At 37.9% G+C, this 16,856-nt stretch carries 14 protein-coding genes; all 14 read left to right on the plus strand.

The window, feature by feature from the left end:
* Positions 1-34 precede the first annotated feature (34 nt).
* The 14 genes from rseP (at position 35) to ACZ427_RS07440 (ending at position 16,667) form a co-directional block, all read left to right on the plus strand.
* Positions 35-1,294: an RIP metalloprotease RseP gene (rseP, locus tag ACZ427_RS07375; protein ID WP_461179620.1), complete on the plus strand. Its 1,260-nt coding sequence runs from the start codon at positions 35-37 to the stop codon at positions 1,292-1,294.
* Positions 1,295-1,400: 106 nt separating this feature from the next.
* Positions 1,401-5,690 carry a PolC-type DNA polymerase III gene (locus ACZ427_RS07380; protein ID WP_461179619.1) on the plus strand — a complete coding sequence of 1,430 codons (4,290 nt, stop codon included), beginning with the start codon at positions 1,401-1,403 and terminating at the stop codon, positions 5,688-5,690.
* A 188-nt stretch (positions 5,691-5,878) separates the two neighbouring features.
* Positions 5,879-6,745, plus strand: a complete 867-nt coding sequence (locus tag ACZ427_RS07385) for an STAS domain-containing protein (protein WP_461179618.1) — start codon at positions 5,879-5,881, stop codon at positions 6,743-6,745.
* A 273-nt stretch (positions 6,746-7,018) separates the two neighbouring features.
* Positions 7,019-7,489 (plus strand): ribosome maturation factor RimP, encoded by a 471-nt coding sequence (rimP, locus tag ACZ427_RS07390; protein ID WP_461179617.1) that lies wholly within the window; start codon positions 7,019-7,021, stop codon positions 7,487-7,489.
* A gap of 16 nt (positions 7,490-7,505) precedes the next feature.
* Positions 7,506-8,603 carry a transcription termination factor NusA gene (nusA, locus tag ACZ427_RS07395; RefSeq protein WP_461179616.1) on the plus strand — a complete coding sequence of 366 codons (1,098 nt, stop codon included), beginning with the start codon at positions 7,506-7,508 and terminating at the stop codon, positions 8,601-8,603.
* 5 nt (positions 8,604-8,608) lie between these two features.
* Complete coding sequence (gene rnpM / locus ACZ427_RS07400) at positions 8,609-8,899, plus strand: RNase P modulator RnpM (protein ID WP_461179615.1); 291 nt, start codon at positions 8,609-8,611, stop codon at positions 8,897-8,899.
* Positions 8,889-9,188, plus strand: a complete 300-nt coding sequence (locus tag ACZ427_RS07405) for a L7Ae/L30e/S12e/Gadd45 family ribosomal protein (protein ID WP_461179614.1) — start codon at positions 8,889-8,891, stop codon at positions 9,186-9,188. Before rnpM ends, ACZ427_RS07405 begins: the two co-directional genes overlap by 11 nt.
* A 20-nt stretch (positions 9,189-9,208) precedes the next feature.
* Positions 9,209-11,371, plus strand: a complete 2,163-nt coding sequence (infB, locus tag ACZ427_RS07410) for a translation initiation factor IF-2 (RefSeq protein WP_461179613.1) — start codon at positions 9,209-9,211, stop codon at positions 11,369-11,371.
* Entirely contained in the window at positions 11,368-11,646 is a 279-nt protein-coding gene (locus ACZ427_RS07415) for a DUF503 domain-containing protein (RefSeq protein WP_461179612.1), read from the plus strand. The genes infB and ACZ427_RS07415 overlap by 4 nt, the downstream gene beginning before the upstream one ends.
* Positions 11,647-11,693: 47 nt before the next feature.
* Positions 11,694-12,035, plus strand: a complete 342-nt coding sequence (rbfA, locus tag ACZ427_RS07420; protein ID WP_461179611.1) for a 30S ribosome-binding factor RbfA — start codon at positions 11,694-11,696, stop codon at positions 12,033-12,035.
* A gap of 80 nt (positions 12,036-12,115) precedes the next feature.
* The gene (gene truB / locus ACZ427_RS07425; protein ID WP_461179610.1) at positions 12,116-13,012 is read left to right on the plus strand and encodes a tRNA pseudouridine(55) synthase TruB; all 897 of its coding nucleotides are present in this window, start codon (positions 12,116-12,118) and stop codon (positions 13,010-13,012) included.
* A gap of 22 nt (positions 13,013-13,034) precedes the next feature.
* On the plus strand, positions 13,035-13,982 hold the full coding sequence (locus ACZ427_RS07430; protein ID WP_461179609.1) for a bifunctional riboflavin kinase/FAD synthetase: 948 nt from the start codon (positions 13,035-13,037) through the stop codon (positions 13,980-13,982).
* 129 nt (positions 13,983-14,111) lie between these two features.
* Positions 14,112-14,381 carry a 30S ribosomal protein S15 gene (gene rpsO, locus ACZ427_RS07435; RefSeq protein ID WP_461179608.1) on the plus strand — a complete coding sequence of 90 codons (270 nt, stop codon included), beginning with the start codon at positions 14,112-14,114 and terminating at the stop codon, positions 14,379-14,381.
* Between the two features lie 168 nt (positions 14,382-14,549).
* On the plus strand, positions 14,550-16,667 hold the full coding sequence (locus ACZ427_RS07440; protein WP_461179607.1) for a polyribonucleotide nucleotidyltransferase: 2,118 nt from the start codon (positions 14,550-14,552) through the stop codon (positions 16,665-16,667).
* Positions 16,668-16,856 lie beyond the last annotated feature (189 nt).

The raw sequence follows: 16,856 nt of genomic DNA on the forward strand, positions 1-16,856 counted from the left end.
GTCTGTTTCTATACCAATTAAGGAGGTGCTTTATTTGACAACAGTTATAGCCTTTATATTCATGTTTGGCTTACTTGTGTTTATACATGAATGGGGTCATTTGATTTTTGCCAAACGCGCCGGAATGCTTGCACGCGAATTTGCCATCGGATTTGGACCGAAAGTGTTCTCATTTACGAGAAATGAAACATTATATACCATACGTCTGATACCCGCAGGCGGCTATGTTCGTGTTGCCGGGGAAGATCCTGAAATTATTGACTTAAAACCGGGACATCATGTTGGTCTTGAATTTAATGACGCCGGAAAAGTTAATAAAATTATTGTGAACAATAAAACAAAACATCCAAATGCTCGGGTTATAGAAGTAGAGCATGTAGATTTGGATCACCAATTGGTTATAGAAGGTTATGAAATTGATGAAGATGAAAAACTTCGATTCGAGGTAGACCCGAAAGCATTCTTTATTATGGATGAAAGAGAAACACAAATTGCTCCATATGACCGCCAGTTTGCTTCAAAACGACCAGGACAGAAAGCAATGCAGTTATTTGCAGGGCCGATGATGAACTTTATCCTTGCAATTGTCATCTTCATTATTTTGGGTATTGTACAAGGTGTACCTGCTGAACGTGCATTGATTGATGAAGTAGTGCCTGGTACCCCAGCAGAGGAGGCTGGTCTTGAGGCAAATGATGAAATAGTGGAAATTGAAGGGTCCTCTATTTCTACCTGGGAAGAATTTACGATGATTGTACGGGAAAGCCCTGGAGAAGAATTAAATATGTCTGTAGAACGTAATGGGGAGCAGGAAGCAATGACTGTTATCCCGGATGAAGTAGAAGCGGCACAAGGCATGACAATCGGACAGGTTGGTGTCCAAAGGGCTTTTGAAAAATCGTTTTTTGGAACATTTGAATATGGATTTACACAAACATATGAAACAACAAAAACAATTTTGACTAATTTAATGATGTTGATCACTGGACAGCTTCCTATAGATGTTTTATCCGGCCCTGTCGGTATATATGATGCAACAGATCAGGTCGTACAGTCAGGTTTTATGAATCTCATGATGTGGACAGCTATGCTAAGTGTTAATCTTGGGGTCATAAATCTTGTACCACTTCCGGCGCTTGATGGTGGACGCTTAATGTTTGTGGGTTTAGAAGCATTACGGGGAAAACCGGTGCCCCCGGAAAAAGAAGGTATATTCCATTTTATCGGTTTTGCATTATTGATGCTTCTGATGATTGTGGTCACATGGAATGATATACAGCGTTTGTTCCTGTAAAACTGGAATTACCTTACTAAAATTTGAGAACCCTTGTCTTTAACTTCCGGCAAGGGTTTTCTGATTTTATAGCTGAATTTTGTCAGCTGTATTAGGAGGAGCAACTATGGATATTTCAAAAAAAGAAAAAATGACTTTATTGTTAAAGCAGCTACAAATACCTGAAGAGTATGTAGAAAATTATTTTCAGGAAAGTTTTTTAGAAAAACTTGAAGTATTTAAGAAACTGAAAATATGGCATTTTCATCTTCATGTTAAACGTGTGCTACCTGTGGATATTTACCAATTGCTCTCAGTAAAATTGCAGGAATCGTTTCAGCAGGTCGCCAAAGTTGAATTAACGATAGAAGCTGAAGAAAGAGAATGTGATGAAGAGACAATTTGCGGATATTGGAAAAACTTTATTCAATCCATAACGAATCTTTCACCAGCCTATAAAGATTTAATCCATAATCAAATACCTCATGTTAACAATAACAAGCTTATGTTAACTGCAAGAAATGATGCAGAAGCTGCTGCATTAAAAAAACGGCTGGAAGAAAACTTTCGATTATATTGTAACAAGATAGGAGCATTATCTTATTCACTTGAGGTTCAGGTGAAAACGGACGAAGCTGACGTCATTAAATTTAAAGAACAAAAGGCTTTAGAAGACCAGGCAGCAGTTTTAAGGACCGTACAGGAAAAGGAAAAACGCGATCAGACAAAATCAGAAAATGGTAATAAACCATTGATTCTAGGATACAAAATACAAGATGAAGCGATACAAATGGAAGAAATACAGGATGAGGAGCGTCGTGTAATTGTTCAAGGATATGTTTTTGCGGTAGATATTCGTAAATTGCGTTCAGGTAGAAGTCTGTTAATTATAAAAGCCACGGATTATACTGATTCCCTGCAGATAAAAATGTTTTCGAAAGGGGATGAAGACGCAGAGAAATTTGAGACCGTCAAAGAAGGAATGTGGATTAAAGCAAGAGGAAGTATACAAACAGATATGTATACAAATGAATTAGCAATGATGGCAAATGATATTCATGAAATAAAAGTGGATTCACGGATGGACGAGGCTCCTACGGATGAGAAACGTGTGGAATTGCATGCACATACAACAATGAGTCAAATGGATGCCGTTGTTTCTCCTGAAATTTTAATCAAGCAAGCTGCAAAATGGGGACATAAAGCTGTAGCCATTACAGACCATGCAGGTGTTCAGGGGTACCCTGATGCACATGCTGCAGGAGAGAAAAACGGGATTAAAGTTTTATATGGTTTGGAAGCTAACCTGGTGGATGATGGTGTACCAATCGCCTATAACGAACAAGATACAGCTTTGGAATCCGGCACATATATCGTCTATGACGTGGAAACTACCGGACTTTCTGCGGTTTATGACACAATCATTGAGCTTGCTGCAGTCAAGGTACAACAGGGGGAGATTGTTGATCGTTTTGAGTCATTTGCAAACCCACATCATCCATTATCACAAACCACTATCGATTTAACAGGAATTACGGATGAAATGGTAAAAGATGCGCCTGAAATTGGTGATGTATTAAAGGATTTTCACGAGTGGATGAGTGACGGTATTCTAGTTGCCCATAATGCGAGTTTTGATATGGGATTTTTAAATCAAGGCTTAAAACAAATTGATTTTGAAGCCGTAACAAACCCCGTTATCGATACATTGGAACTAGCCAGATTTTTACTTCCTGAATTGAAAAATCATCGCCTTAATACGTTGTGTAAACATATGGATATTGAATTGACCCAACACCATAGGGCTATTTATGATGCGGAAGCTACTGGTTATCTGCTTTGGAAATTAGTTCAACGTTTATTAGAAAGAGAAATTATAAATCATAATCAGTTAAACAATCATATGGGTGAAGGTAATGCATATCAGCGTTCGCGTCCTTTTCACTGCATATTGCTGGCTAAAACACAGGAAGGCTTAAAAAATATTTATAAGCTTGTTTCCCATGCACATATCGACTATTTTTACCGTCAGCCAAGAATCCCCCGTTCGCTGTTACAAAAGTTCAGGGAAGGAATTTTGGTCGGATCCGGTTGTGATAAGGGAGAAGTTTTTGAAACTATGATGCAAAAATCAGCGGAGGAAGCGGAGAAGGTAGCCGAATTTTATGACTATATTGAAGTTCAGCCTCCCGCCAATTATGCCCATTTGATTGAAAAAGATCTTGTTCAGAATGAATCCCAAATTTTAGATATCATTACAAAACTGGTGGAGATGGGTAAACGCTTGGATAAAAAGGTAGTTGCGACTGGAAATGTTCATTACATTGATGAACATGATAAATTGTACCGTCAAATCCTAATCTCTTCTCAAGCTGGAAATCCATTAAATCGTCAGACCCTTCCAGATACGCCTTTTAGAACGACAAACGAAATGTTGGAAGCATTTAGCTTTTTGAGTGAAGATACAGCAAAGGAAATTGTTGTAACAAACACAAATGACATCACAGAGGAAATTGAAGAAATTTCTCCGGTTAAAGACGGGCTTTATACACCTACAATCGAAGGTGCGGACCAAGAAATACGTGATCTTTGCTATGGACGGGCCAAATATATTTACGGTGAAGAAGTCCCGCAGATTGTAGTGGACAGACTGGAAAAGGAATTGGAAAGTATTATTAGTAACGGTTTTGCCGTAATCTATTTAATTTCACAAAAACTTGTTAAAAAATCATTGAATGACGGCTATTTAGTAGGTTCCCGTGGATCTGTAGGTTCATCTCTGGTAGCTACGATGACAGAGATTTCCGAGGTGAACCCATTGCCACCACATTATGTCTGCTTGAATTGCCATTATAATGAGTTTATTACCGATGGTTCTGTTGGTAGCGGGTTTGATTTGCCGGATAAAGATTGTCCGACATGTAACGAGATACTGACGAAGGATGGACAGGACATACCATTTGAAACGTTCTTAGGTTTTAAAGGGGATAAGGTCCCCGACATTGATTTAAACTTTTCTGGTACCTATCAGCCAACAGCACATAATTATACAAAAGAGCTGTTCGGCATAGACAATGTCTATCGTGCAGGAACAATAGGTACGATAGCGGAGAAAACAGCTTATGGCTATGTTAAAGGATATGCCTCCGATAAGCAGCTTGTATATAAAAACGCCGAAGTCGACCGGTTAGTCCAAGGTTGTACTGGTGTGAAAAGAACGACTGGACAGCATCCCGGTGGTATTATTGTTGTGCCTGATGATAAAGAAATATATGATTTTACACCAATTCAATTCCCGGCAGATGATCGGAAAAGTGAATGGAGAACGACCCATTTCGATTTCCATTCCATCGATGATAATTTGCTGAAATTAGATATACTTGGACATGATGATCCAACGGTTATCCGGATGCTTCAGGATTTAAGCGGGATTGACCCGAAAACGATTCCTATAGATGATCCGGAAGTAATGAAAATTTTCTCGGGTCCGGAATCACTTGGAGTAAAACCAGAGCAGATTAATTGTAAAACGGGTACGTTGGGAGTTCCAGAATTTGGAACAAGGTTTGTAAGACAAATGCTTGAAGATACAAAACCTTCCACATTTGCTGAGCTTGTAATAATTTCCGGTCTGTCACACGGTACGGATGTATGGTTAGGGAATGCGCAGGAATTGATAAATGATGGTATCTGTGAACTCCCGGATGTTATTGGGTGTCGTGATGATATCATGGTTTATCTAATGCATAAAGGTCTTGATGCATCTCTTGCCTTTAAAATCATGGAATTTGTGCGTAAAGGGAAAGGGCTGCAGGATGATTGGATTACAGAGATGAAAAAGCATGGGGTACCGGACTGGTATATTGAATCCTGTAAAAAAATTAAGTATATGTTTCCGAAAGCTCATGCTGCTGCATATGTTTTAATGGCTGTAAGAATCGCTTATTTCAAAGTACACCACCCGATACTTTTTTATGCAGCCTATTTTACAGTAAGAGCTGATGATTTTGAATTGGACACCATGATTAAAGGCCCTGGAGTCATCAGACAGCGGATAGAAAGTATTACCGCCAAAGGAAATGATGCCGCACCTAAAGAAAAAAGTCTACTGACAGTATTGGAGATTTGCCTTGAAATGTGTGAGCGTGGATATTCATTCAGTAAGGTTGATTTATATAAATCAAGTGCAACTGAATTTATTGTTGATGGAAATACGCTCATACCGCCTTTTAATGCAGTTGAAGGGCTTGGTACAAATGCCGCACTTAATGTTGTAAAAGCACGCGGGGAAGGAGAATTCTTATCCAAAGAGGATCTTCGTGAACGGAGTAAAATCTCCAAAACAGTACTGGAATATCTGGATAATCATGGATGTCTGGAAGGTATGGCTGAAAAAAACCAGCTTTCATTGTTTTAATGTGCTAACGAAGCAGGAAATATTTTCTGCTTCGTCTTCTTTATAGAAGACTCTTGTTTCGTAAATTCTGTTGCTCTTTATCCCTAATAGTTGATATAATTATTTTTCTCTAGCTAACAAGAAAGCTACTTACATACAGCCTTATATTTTAGTAGAAATTGACTATACGTTAGGAAGGACGTGTATTTTTGGATATAACCTTTAAACAAGAATATGATTTGAAAACGTTTTTAAAAACAAACAGACAGGCTTTTGAAGATAAGTTATTGTCTGAGGCGGACAATGTCAAAGATAAGGTAGATGAAATCAAATACATAGGGAATATTAACTTGATTGAAAATGCGCATAAACTGATAATATTTGTTGTTGATCAAAAGAAACAGGAAGTCATCGACTTTGCTAAGCAGGAAGGTATAGCATGGGCTAAGAATTCATTGACGCTGTCATTCAAACTGGAATGGGTTCAATCAATACGAAGAACGCTATGGTATTTTTTAGCTGAGTATGACAGAAGGCAAATGGAAGAACCTAATCGTGATAAATTTTATGAAATAGAGAAAAAAGTAAACAATCTGGTTGATGAATTTTTTAAGGGTTTTTTTATAAATTATTCCAAATTCAAGGACGAATTAATTGAATCACAAAGAGTGCAGGTGGAAAACTTATCCGTTCCAATAATTCCAATCTCCTCCTCTGTCAGTATATTGCCTTTGATTGGTACAATCGACTCTCAACGTGCATCTGTTATCGAAGAAAAAGTCCTCGTTGAAATCGGAAAAATACGAGTTCAAACACTGGTTATGGATTTATCTGGAGTTGCAGAAATGGAAGCGGAGGCAACATCAAACTTTTTAAAATTGCTGGATGGTATTTCAATGATGGGATGTCGTGCAATTATTACTGGCCTGCATCCGGAAATAGTCGCGAACATTCTGGAATTGGATATAGAATTCCGCCAAAAGTTTGAGACAAAAGGAACGCTTCAAAAGGCTATGGAAAAATATTTTAAAGTAGAAAACAAAATAAATGAAATAAACCCGGCAGATTTGGTTTAAACGAACTTTTAAAGGGATATAATATTACAGATACCAAAGCTTGCATCGCCACAGCCCATGTGATATACTTTTTTTGGTAAGTAATGATACGTAAGGTTAAAAGAGTGGGCGTGCACCCACTCTTTCTTCATACTTCAATTTGACTTTGATTTACACTTCCCCTTGCCACATCTTTAGGCAGGGGTTTTATATTGATTTAGGAGTATTTAAATGAAAATTAGTATGTTTGTTTATAATAGAAAATAGCAAGGACGTAATAAAGGAGGATGAATATTGAGCTCCCAGGTAATAAAAACAACCGAAGAATTATTGCAGCCTATTTTAGAAGAAAAAGATTTGCAACTGGTTGATATTGAGTATGTAAAAGAAGGCAAGGATTGGTTTCTTCGTATTTCCATTGATAAAGCCGGTGGTGTCGATATTACTGAATGCGGAGATGTTTCGGAAGAGTTAAGTGAAAAGCTGGACGAAACAGACCCAATTAAGGAAGCGTATTTTCTTGAAGTATCCTCACCGGGTGCTGAACGCCCGTTAAAAACAAAGGATGACTTCCTTGAAAATCTAAATAAAAATATTTTCGTAAAATTATATGAACCTATTGATGGGCATAAGGAATATGAAGGTATTTTGAAGGATTTCATAAATGATAAGTTAACAATTGAGTACAAAGTAAAAACTCAAAAGAAATCAGTGGAAATTCCATTTGATAAAATAGCAAAAGCAAGACTTGCTGTAATGTTCTAAAGGGGGAAATTTAAAAGTGAGCAGTCAGTTGTTTGATGCGATTGATTATTTAGCAAAAGAAAAAGGGATTGACAAAGATATACTGTTGGAAGCGCTGGAAGCAGCATTGATTTCGGCATATAAGAAAAACTTTAAATCTGCCGGAAATGTACGTGTGGAACTCAATGAGGAATCCGGAAAAATGGCAGTCTATGCCAGAAAAACAGTGGTAGAAGAAATTGAAGATAACCAACAGGAAATTTCATTACAAGAAGCCAGAGAAATAAACCCTAACTATGAGATAGAAGATATTATTGAAGTCGAAGTGACTCCTAAAGATTTTGGACGTATTGCCGCCCAAGCTGCTAAACAAGTGGTTACACAGCGGGTTAGAGAAGCTGAACGTGGTGTTATTTTTAATGAATACTCAGACAGGGAAGAGGATGTAATGACAGGTATCATTCAACGTAAAGATTCCCGTTTTGTATATGTCAACCTTGGAAAAATAGAGGCGAAATTAGCAGAAGCTGAACAGATGCCTACCGAGGAGTACCATGTTCATGACCGTTTAAAGGTTTTTGTGACAAAGGTTGAAAATACCAGTAAAGGTCCACAAATTTATATTTCCCGTTCTCATCCAGGTCTCCTTAAACGGTTGTTTGAGATGGAAGTTCCAGAAATTTACGATGGAATAGTTGAAATCAAGTCTGTTTCCAGGGAAGCGGGAGATCGTTCCAAGATATCTGTCTATGCTCCAGACCCGGAAATAGATCCGGTCGGTTCATGTGTTGGCCAAAAAGGGCAACGCGTACAAACAATCGTTGATGAACTAAAAGGTGAAAAAATTGATGTAGTTGAATGGTCTGAAGATCCAGTTGTATATGTTTCAAATGCGCTTAGTCCCTCGAAAGTAGTGGAGGTAATCGTGGATGAAGAAGAAAAAGCAACCACCGTTATCGTACCGGACTATCAATTGTCTCTGGCCATCGGAAAACGAGGTCAAAATGCAAGGCTGGCAGCTAAATTAACCGGATGGAAAATTGACATTAAAAGTGAGTCAGAGGCAAGAGAAGAAGGACTCTTAACAGAAAATGAGGATGCTTATTCTGACAACGAAGAAGACTTGTTCGAATAAGGAGGATGCTAAAATTGGGTCGAAAAAGAAAGATACCTCAGCGGAAATGTATCATAACAAACGAAATGAAACCGAAAAAAGACTTAATTCGAATTGTAAAAAATAAAGAAGGAGAAGTTTTTATAGATCCAACCGGTAAGAAAAACGGACGGGGTTCTTATGTATCAAAAGATATTGATGTCATAAGGAAAGCTGAAAACATGAATATTTTAAATCGACACTTAGAGACAGAGGTAGACACAGCTATTTATGAAGAATTGAAAACTCTTGTCGACGGTAATCGAGATGAAAAATAACTATTTAAATTTGTTGGGACTGGCTGTTCGTGCTGGAAAATGTTCAACAGGAGAAGAAACAATCGTTAAGGATATTCAAAGAAAAAGAGCAAAGTTGATACTGCTGGCAAACGATATTGGTCCGCAAACACGAAAAAAAATGATAGATAAATGCAAAACTTATGATATACCATTTGTGATAGTGGATGACAGAGAGACGTTATCACATGCAATTGGAAAATCCCAGAGGGTAGCTATTGCTATTTTAGACGCAGGATTTGCTGCTAAGATTAAATCGTTACTCGGGTAATTAAATTCGGGGGTGAACGTATGAGTAAAATACGTGTATATGAATATGCAAAACAAAAAAATACGTCCAGCAAGGAGGTAATTAATTATTTGAAAGAATTAAATGTTGAAGTGTCCAATCACATGTCAACCATCTCTATGGATACAGTTGCTAAATTGGATAATAAATTTAATACTGAGTCTGTTTCAAATGCGAGCGATAAAAAACAGCTGAATAATGAAAGTTCTACCAACCAATCAAAACAGACTGTGAATAAAGTGGGAAATAAACAGGATAATAAAGAAAAAGCCAATAATAATTCCAAGAATCAGGGGCAGCAACGAAAAGGAAATAACAAAAACAGTAACCAGAATAAGAATCAAAAGGGCAATAAAGGAAAGAGAAACAAACATGTACCAAATAAACAGCCTGCACCGGTAGTCAAAGAAACACCAAAACATATTACGTACAGTGATACGCTGACTGTGAGCGATTTGGCAGAAAAACTGAATAAGGAACCGTCAGAAATTATTAAAAAATTGATGTTTATGGGTGTTATGGCAACAAAAAATCAGGATCTTGAAGATGATGCGATTGAGCTGATTTGTGCTGAGTTCGATGTCGAAGTTGAAAAAGAGATTATTTTGGAAGATACAGACTTTGATAAATATAGAATTGAGGAAGATGAAGCTAATCTAATTGAAAGACCAGCAGTTGTTACAATTATGGGGCATGTAGACCATGGTAAAACAACACTACTGGATTCCATTCGCCATACAAAGGTAACTGCCGGAGAAGCTGGAGGAATTACACAGCATATTGGAGCCTATCAGGTAGAGGATGATGGTAAGAAAATTACCTTTCTAGATACTCCTGGTCATGCGGCCTTCACAAGTATGCGTTCCAGAGGAGCTCAAGTGACAGATATTGCTATCTTAGTTGTTGCAGCTGATGATGGTGTTATGCCACAAACTGTAGAAGCGATTAACCATGCAAAAGCAGCTGAGGTCCCGATAATCGTCGCTGTCAACAAAATGGATAAGGAAGCCGCCAATCCGGATCGTGTAATGCAGGAGTTAACAGAATATGAACTTGTTCCTGAAGATTGGGGTGGTGATACAATCTTTGTTAATCTATCGGCAGTTAAAAGAGAAGGCATTGATGACTTGCTGGAAATGATTATACTTGTTTCTGAAGTGGAAGAATTAAAAGCCAATCCGAATACCTCAGCTTTTGGAACAGTAATTGATGCTCAACTGGATAAAGGCCGCGGTTCAGTCGCAACATTATTGATTCAAAATGGTACATTGCATGTAGGAGATGCAATAGTAGTCGGAAATACCCACGGGCGTGTACGGGCGATGGTTAGTGACATCGGCCAAAGAGTAACGGAAGCAGGCCCGTCAACTCCTGTAGAAATCACCGGGTTAGGTGGTGTGCCACAAGCTGGTGATCAGTTCCTCGTTTTTACAGATGAGAAAAAAGCTCGTCAAATCGGAGAAGCGCGGGAACAAAAACAAATCATTGAAAACCGTGGTGCACAATCAAAAGTCAGCTTAGATGACCTATTCGAACAAATTAAGCAGGGTGAAATGAAAGACATAAACATTATTATTAAAGCAGATGTACAAGGTTCCTCTGAAGCTCTCGCAGGTTCACTTCAGAAGATTGATGTTGAAGGTGTCAACATAAAAATCATTCACTCTGGTGTAGGTGCAATTAAGGAATCCGATATTATATTGGCATCAGCTTCAAATGCAATTGTAATTGGCTTTAATGTACGCCCAGATGCAAATGCGAAAAAAGCTGCTGAATCGGAGAAAGTGGATGTTCGCCTCCATCGTGTCATTTACACAGCAATTGAAGAAATTGAGGCAGCAATGAAAGGAATGCTTGATCCCGAGTATGAAGAAAAAGTCATCGGGCAGGTAGAAGTACGTGAGACATTTAAGGTTTCCAAAATTGGCACCATTGCCGGAAGCTATGTAACAGATGGTAAAATAACAAGAAATGCCGGTGTAAGACTGATTCGAAATGGTGTGGTTCAGTTTGAAGGTGAAATTGCTGCATTGAAACGTTTTAAAGACGATGTAAAAGAAGTTGCTCAAAATTATGAATGTGGAATTACAATTAAAAATTTCAACGATATTAAAGAAGGCGACATTATTGAGGCATACGTTATGGAGGAAATCGAACGTAAATGATTATCTATGCAGAAATAGAATGTATGATGTACGAGGGGCATTCACTAAAACAAAAACGCTCTATTCTTAAACGTTTGCTTACTAAATTACGTAATGAACTTAATGTAGCTGTTACAGAATTGGACTATCATGATTTATGGCAGCGTACAAAAATTGGTGTTGTGACGATTTCCACAGAATTAAAACATGCAGAACAGATTATAGAGGAAGCATTGAAACTGATTGACACGTACGCTGAGTTGGAGCGAACCATTACAAATATAGAGCGTATTTAATTACTGGCTTCCTAGAATTAATTAGCATTCTCTAATGAGGTGAAAAAATGGCTGACTTACGCGCAAATCGAGTAGCAGAACAAATGAAGAAAGAAATGGGAGAAATCCTTACACTAAAAATAAAAGACCCACGTGTAGGTTTTGTTACTGTAACGGATGTAGAGGTAACTGGTGATTTGCAGCAAGCAAAGGTATTTATCTCTGTATTGGGTGATGAGAAACAAAAACAGGACACCCTATTAGGATTGGCAAAAGCAAAAGGGTTTATCCGTTCAGAAATAGGCAGTCGGATTCGTCTGCGTAAAACCCCAGAATTAATGTTTGAATTTGACGAAGCTCATGCTTATGGTAATCGTATTGAGACCATACTGCGCGACCTGAATAAATAAACAATTGAAAATCTGACCCGGGATTAATATAGGGTCAGATTTTTCGATGTATTTTAAATACACGAATGGAGGTTGGGTATATGGATGGTATATTGCCATTATGGAAGCCAGCAGGGATGACTTCACACGATTGTGTTATGAAGGTACGTAAACTTTATAAAACAAAAAAAGTTGGTCATACAGGTACGCTTGATCCGGAAGTTGAAGGTGTATTGCCGTTATGCATTGGAAAGGCCACAAAAATTGTATCTTTTTTGACCGAAACAAAAAAGACTTATATTGCAGAAATAATGTTGGGTAAAGCTACAGACACAGAGGACGGGCAAGGAAACATAATAGAAGAGAAAACGGTATCAACTTTTCCTTCAGATGAAGTTATTGAAAATGTGCTACAATCATTTACGGGGGATATTATTCAAATTCCTCCAATGTATTCCGCAGTTAAAGTGAATGGAAAAAAACTCTATGAATATGCAAGAGCAAATAAAGAAGTGGAACGCCCCAAAAGAGTTATTACGATTCATAAGTTAATGAAATTACCGGAAACAAACAGTGACAACAATCGCTTTCGTTTTAAAGTGGTTTGTTCAAAAGGTACATACATTCGAACATTATGTGTGGACATTGGAAAAAAATTGGGATACCCTGCACATATGTCAGCATTAACCCGAACACAAACTGCTTCCTTCAACGAAAATAGTACGGTTACTTTTTCCGCGATAGAAGAAGCGGTGAAGGTAAACGAGCAACGTCAATTATTGCTTCCCATCCTTAAAGGATTAGAGCATTTAGATATTCTTTATGTAGATGAAGGAACAAAGGGGAGAGTACGTAATGGACAGAAACTTTCCATCCCTGAAAAGCCTTTAAATACTGATCCTTTTGTTGTTATGTATGAACAGGAGTTATTAGCAATCTATCAAACGCATCCGGAAAAGGCTGGACAAATTAAACCGGTTCGTGTTTTCAATGGATGAAAAGAAACGCAGGTGAATGATAATGAGAACATTTGAATTAACATACCCACATACCCTGGGATTGGAAGAATTGCCTGAAACAGTCAGTGCAATTGGTTTCTTTGATGGCATTCATAAAGGACACCAAAAAGTGATACAAACGGCTGTAAACGAAGCAAAAGAAAGGAATATGGAAAGTGCTGTAATAACATTTTATCCGCACCCATCGGTTGTGTTAAAGAAAGATACACAGCATGTAAGGTATATTACGCCATTTCGGGAAAAGAAAGATATTTTACAGAAAATGGATATAGACCGTCTGTATATTATTAAATTTAATAAAGAATTATCAATGCTGGCCCCGCAAGATTTTATCAACCACTTTATCATAGGATTAAATATAAAACATCTTGTTGCAGGTTTTGATTATTCCTTCGGTTATAAAGGAAAAGGCAATATGTACAACTTAGAGGACTTTACAAAAAATACATTTAGTTACACTGCAATTGATAAGGTTTCAGCAGATAATGAAAAAGTAAGCTCTACCCGGATTAGAGAGCTATTAGAAAATGGAATGATACATGAGGCGAACCTTTTACTCGGACGACCGCTGACTTTGGATGGGATTGTTATTAGAGGAGACCAGCGTGGCAAAGAAATTGGTTATCCAACAGCCAACATTCAGGTGAATCCTGATGCACTGTTGCCAAGACCCGGAATTTATGCAGTAAAGGTACTATATAAAAATGAAGTGTATGAGGGCATGGCAAATATAGGTACTAATCCAACATTTACTGCTGATCGTAAAGATTTATCAGTTGAGGTAAATATTTTTGATTATAATAACGATTTATATGGGGAAGAATTATTTGTCCAATGGCATAAATACATGCGGGCAGAAGAAAAGTATGATAGCGTTGAAGCGCTAGTTAGCCAGATTGCTGAAGATGAAAAAAATATTCGCAGCTATTTTGCAAATCAGGTTGAATAGGAATTTATACTTGCAATTCTTATCAAAAAGAGGTACGATTAACAACGTAGAACCATCGCTTGGCAAATTGTAACTCCGACGTTTGCTAGGGGAATGGGGATAGAAAAATAATAATAGGAGGTGAACCAGATGGCTATCACACAGGAACGTAAGAATGAAATCATTAATGAATATAAAGTTCATGACACTGACACTGGTTCTCCAGAAGTACAGATTGCTGTACTTACTGAAGAAATCACAACGTTAAATGAACATTTACGTGTTCATAAAAAAGACCATCATTCACGTCGCGGTCTTTTGAAGATGGTTGGTAAACGCCGTAATTTACTAAATTATCTTCGTAATAAAGATGTTACCCGCTACCGTGAATTAATTAAACAACTCGGCCTACGTCGCTAATTATTTCAAAAAGCAGGAGAAATCCTGCTTTTTTTATTAGGTAAGAAAGTACAAAATTTTTGTAGCTACATATTTTTACGAGGTTTTGTCTACATAAAATTTACATTTTAAGCTATAAACTATAAAATGAAGGTTAGAATGCTTTTATTGAAAGGAGCACTATGACTAATGTCAGAAGAAAAACAACTATTTTCTACAGAAATCGCTGGTAAAAAGTTTACGGTGGAAGTCGGTGAACTAGCAAAACAGGCAAATGGTGCATGTATGATTCATTACGGAGATACTTCCGTTTTATCTGTAGCAACAGCATCAAAGGAACCAAAGGATTTGCCATTTTTCCCTTTGACTGTAAACTATGAAGAACGTTTATATGCAGTAGGGAAGATACCTGGAGGATTCATCAAACGTGAGGGGAGACCAAGCGAAAAAGCCATTTTGACTTCCCGTTTAATTGACAGACCAATCCGTCCATTGTTCCCTGATGGATTTAGGAATGAAGTACAAGTAATTTCAACGGTTATGAGTGTGGATCAGGACGCTTCATCGGAAATTGCGGCAATGATTGGTTCCTCTATTGCGCTCAGCATATCTGATATTCCATTTGCTGAACCAATTGCAGGTGTCAATGTTGGACGGATTGATGGCGAGTTCATTATCAATCCAACCATTGATCAAGAAACAAAAAGTGATATCGAATTAACTGTAGCCGGAACAAAAGATGCCATTAATATGGTTGAAGCCGGAGCAAATGAAGTTCCCGAAGAGGTAATGCTTGAAGCGATTATGTTTGGACACGAAGAGATTAAACGATTAATTGCATTCCAGGAGAAAATTGTACAAGCTGCTGGTGTAAAAAAATCTGCTGTGACATTATTTGAGTTAGATGAAGAAATTACTGCAAAAGTAGAAGCAGAAGCAAAAGATAAATTAATTGAAGCAATTCAGGTAAAAGAGAAGCATGCGAGAGAAGAAGCCATCAGCAATGTGAAAGATCAAGTAATTGAAGCATATAAAGAAGAGGACGAAGAACTTATAAAACAGGTGAAAACTGTTTTGGATAAAATGGTGAAAGAGGAAGTCCGTCGTTTGATTACAAAAGAGAAAGTACGCCCTGATGGCCGTAAGCCGGACGAGATTCGTTCATTATCATCACGAATCAATGTACTACCAAGAACACATGGTTCCGGACTCTTTACCCGCGGGCAAACCCAAGCCTTAAGTGTGTGTACCCTTGGTGCATTGGGGGATGTACAAATTTTGGACGGTCTTGATCTGGAAGAATCCAAACGTTTCATGCATCATTATAATTTCCCGCAATACAGTGTTGGGGAAACAGGTCCAATCAGAGGGCCGGGCCGACGTGAAATTGGTCATGGGGCTTTGGGGGAACGTGCACTCGAGAAAGTCGTTCCATCAGAAAAAGACTTCCCATATACAATCCGATTGGTATCTGAAGTTCTTGAGTCAAACGGTTCTACATCGCAGGCAAGTATTTGTGCTAGTACATTAGCAATGATGGCTGCAGGTGTCCCAATCAAAGCACCAGTAGCAGGTATAGCGATGGGGCTTGTAAAATCCGGGGATGATTATTCCATTTTAACGGATATTCAGGGGATGGAAGATGCACTTGGCGATATGGACTTTAAAGTAGCTGGTACAGAAAAGGGTGTTACAGCACTACAAATGGATATCAAAATTGATGGATTATCCAGTGAAATACTGAAAGAAGCATTACATCAGGCAAAAATAGGACGTATGCAAATTTTGGAACATATGCTTACTACCATCAAAGAACCTAAATCACAGCTTTCTGAGTATGCACCTAAAATCTTAACAATGAAAATTAATCCTGATAAAATTCGTGATGTAATTGGGCCAAGCGGCAAACAAATTAACCAAATAATTGATGAAACTGGTGTTAAGATTGATATTGAACAAGATGGAGAAGTATTTATTTCATCGACAGATGCACCGATGAACGAAAAGGCGAAAAAAATAATTGAAGATCTGGTTAGAGAAGTCCAAGTGGGCCAAATGTATTTAGGAACGGTAAAGCGGATTGAAAAATTTGGTGCCTTTGTAGAGTTGTTTAAGGGGAAAGACGGCCTTGTTCACATTTCGGAATTAGCTGAAGAACGCACAAACAAAGTGGAGGATGTCGTGTCTATTGGTGATCAAATCATGGTTAAAGTAAAGGAGATTGATCGTCAGGGACGTGTAAATCTTTCTCGAAAGCAAGTTTTGATAGAAGAGAAAGAAAGAGCTGAAAAAGCAAAACAATCGTAAAAAAACAAGAAGCTGGTTTCCAGTTTCTTTTTTTGTCTGAGGAAACTATAAAATAGAAATGATGAGTCACTATTTAACTACAGGGTAAGAAATGTACAGCGAAAAAGCCCTAACTTGCAGGAGCGAGAAGGCTTTCAAAGTGTTCATATTTGTGGTCTATTGTCGGGGATAGATCTTTAATTTCGGAAA

The organism is Virgibacillus ainsalahensis (genome assembly GCF_055380755.1).

Coding starts and splice junctions, on each gene's coding strand:
- ACZ427_RS07405 (WP_461179614.1), top strand. CDS start 8,889: ATGAAAAATAACTATTTAAATTTGTTGGGACTGGCTGTTCGTGCTGGA.
- ACZ427_RS07430 (WP_461179609.1), top strand. CDS start 13,035: ATGAGAACATTTGAATTAACATACCCACATACCCTGGGATTGGAAGAA.
- infB (WP_461179613.1), top strand. CDS start 9,209: ATGAGTAAAATACGTGTATATGAATATGCAAAACAAAAAAATACGTCC.
- ACZ427_RS07380 (WP_461179619.1), top strand. CDS start 1,401: ATGGATATTTCAAAAAAAGAAAAAATGACTTTATTGTTAAAGCAGCTA.
- rnpM (WP_461179615.1), top strand. CDS start 8,609: ATGCTAAAATTGGGTCGAAAAAGAAAGATACCTCAGCGGAAATGTATC.
- rpsO (WP_461179608.1), top strand. CDS start 14,112: ATGGCTATCACACAGGAACGTAAGAATGAAATCATTAATGAATATAAA.
- ACZ427_RS07415 (WP_461179612.1), top strand. CDS start 11,368: ATGATTATCTATGCAGAAATAGAATGTATGATGTACGAGGGGCATTCA.
- truB (WP_461179610.1), top strand. CDS start 12,116: ATGGATGGTATATTGCCATTATGGAAGCCAGCAGGGATGACTTCACAC.
- ACZ427_RS07440 (WP_461179607.1), top strand. CDS start 14,550: ATGTCAGAAGAAAAACAACTATTTTCTACAGAAATCGCTGGTAAAAAG.
- rbfA (WP_461179611.1), top strand. CDS start 11,694: ATGGCTGACTTACGCGCAAATCGAGTAGCAGAACAAATGAAGAAAGAA.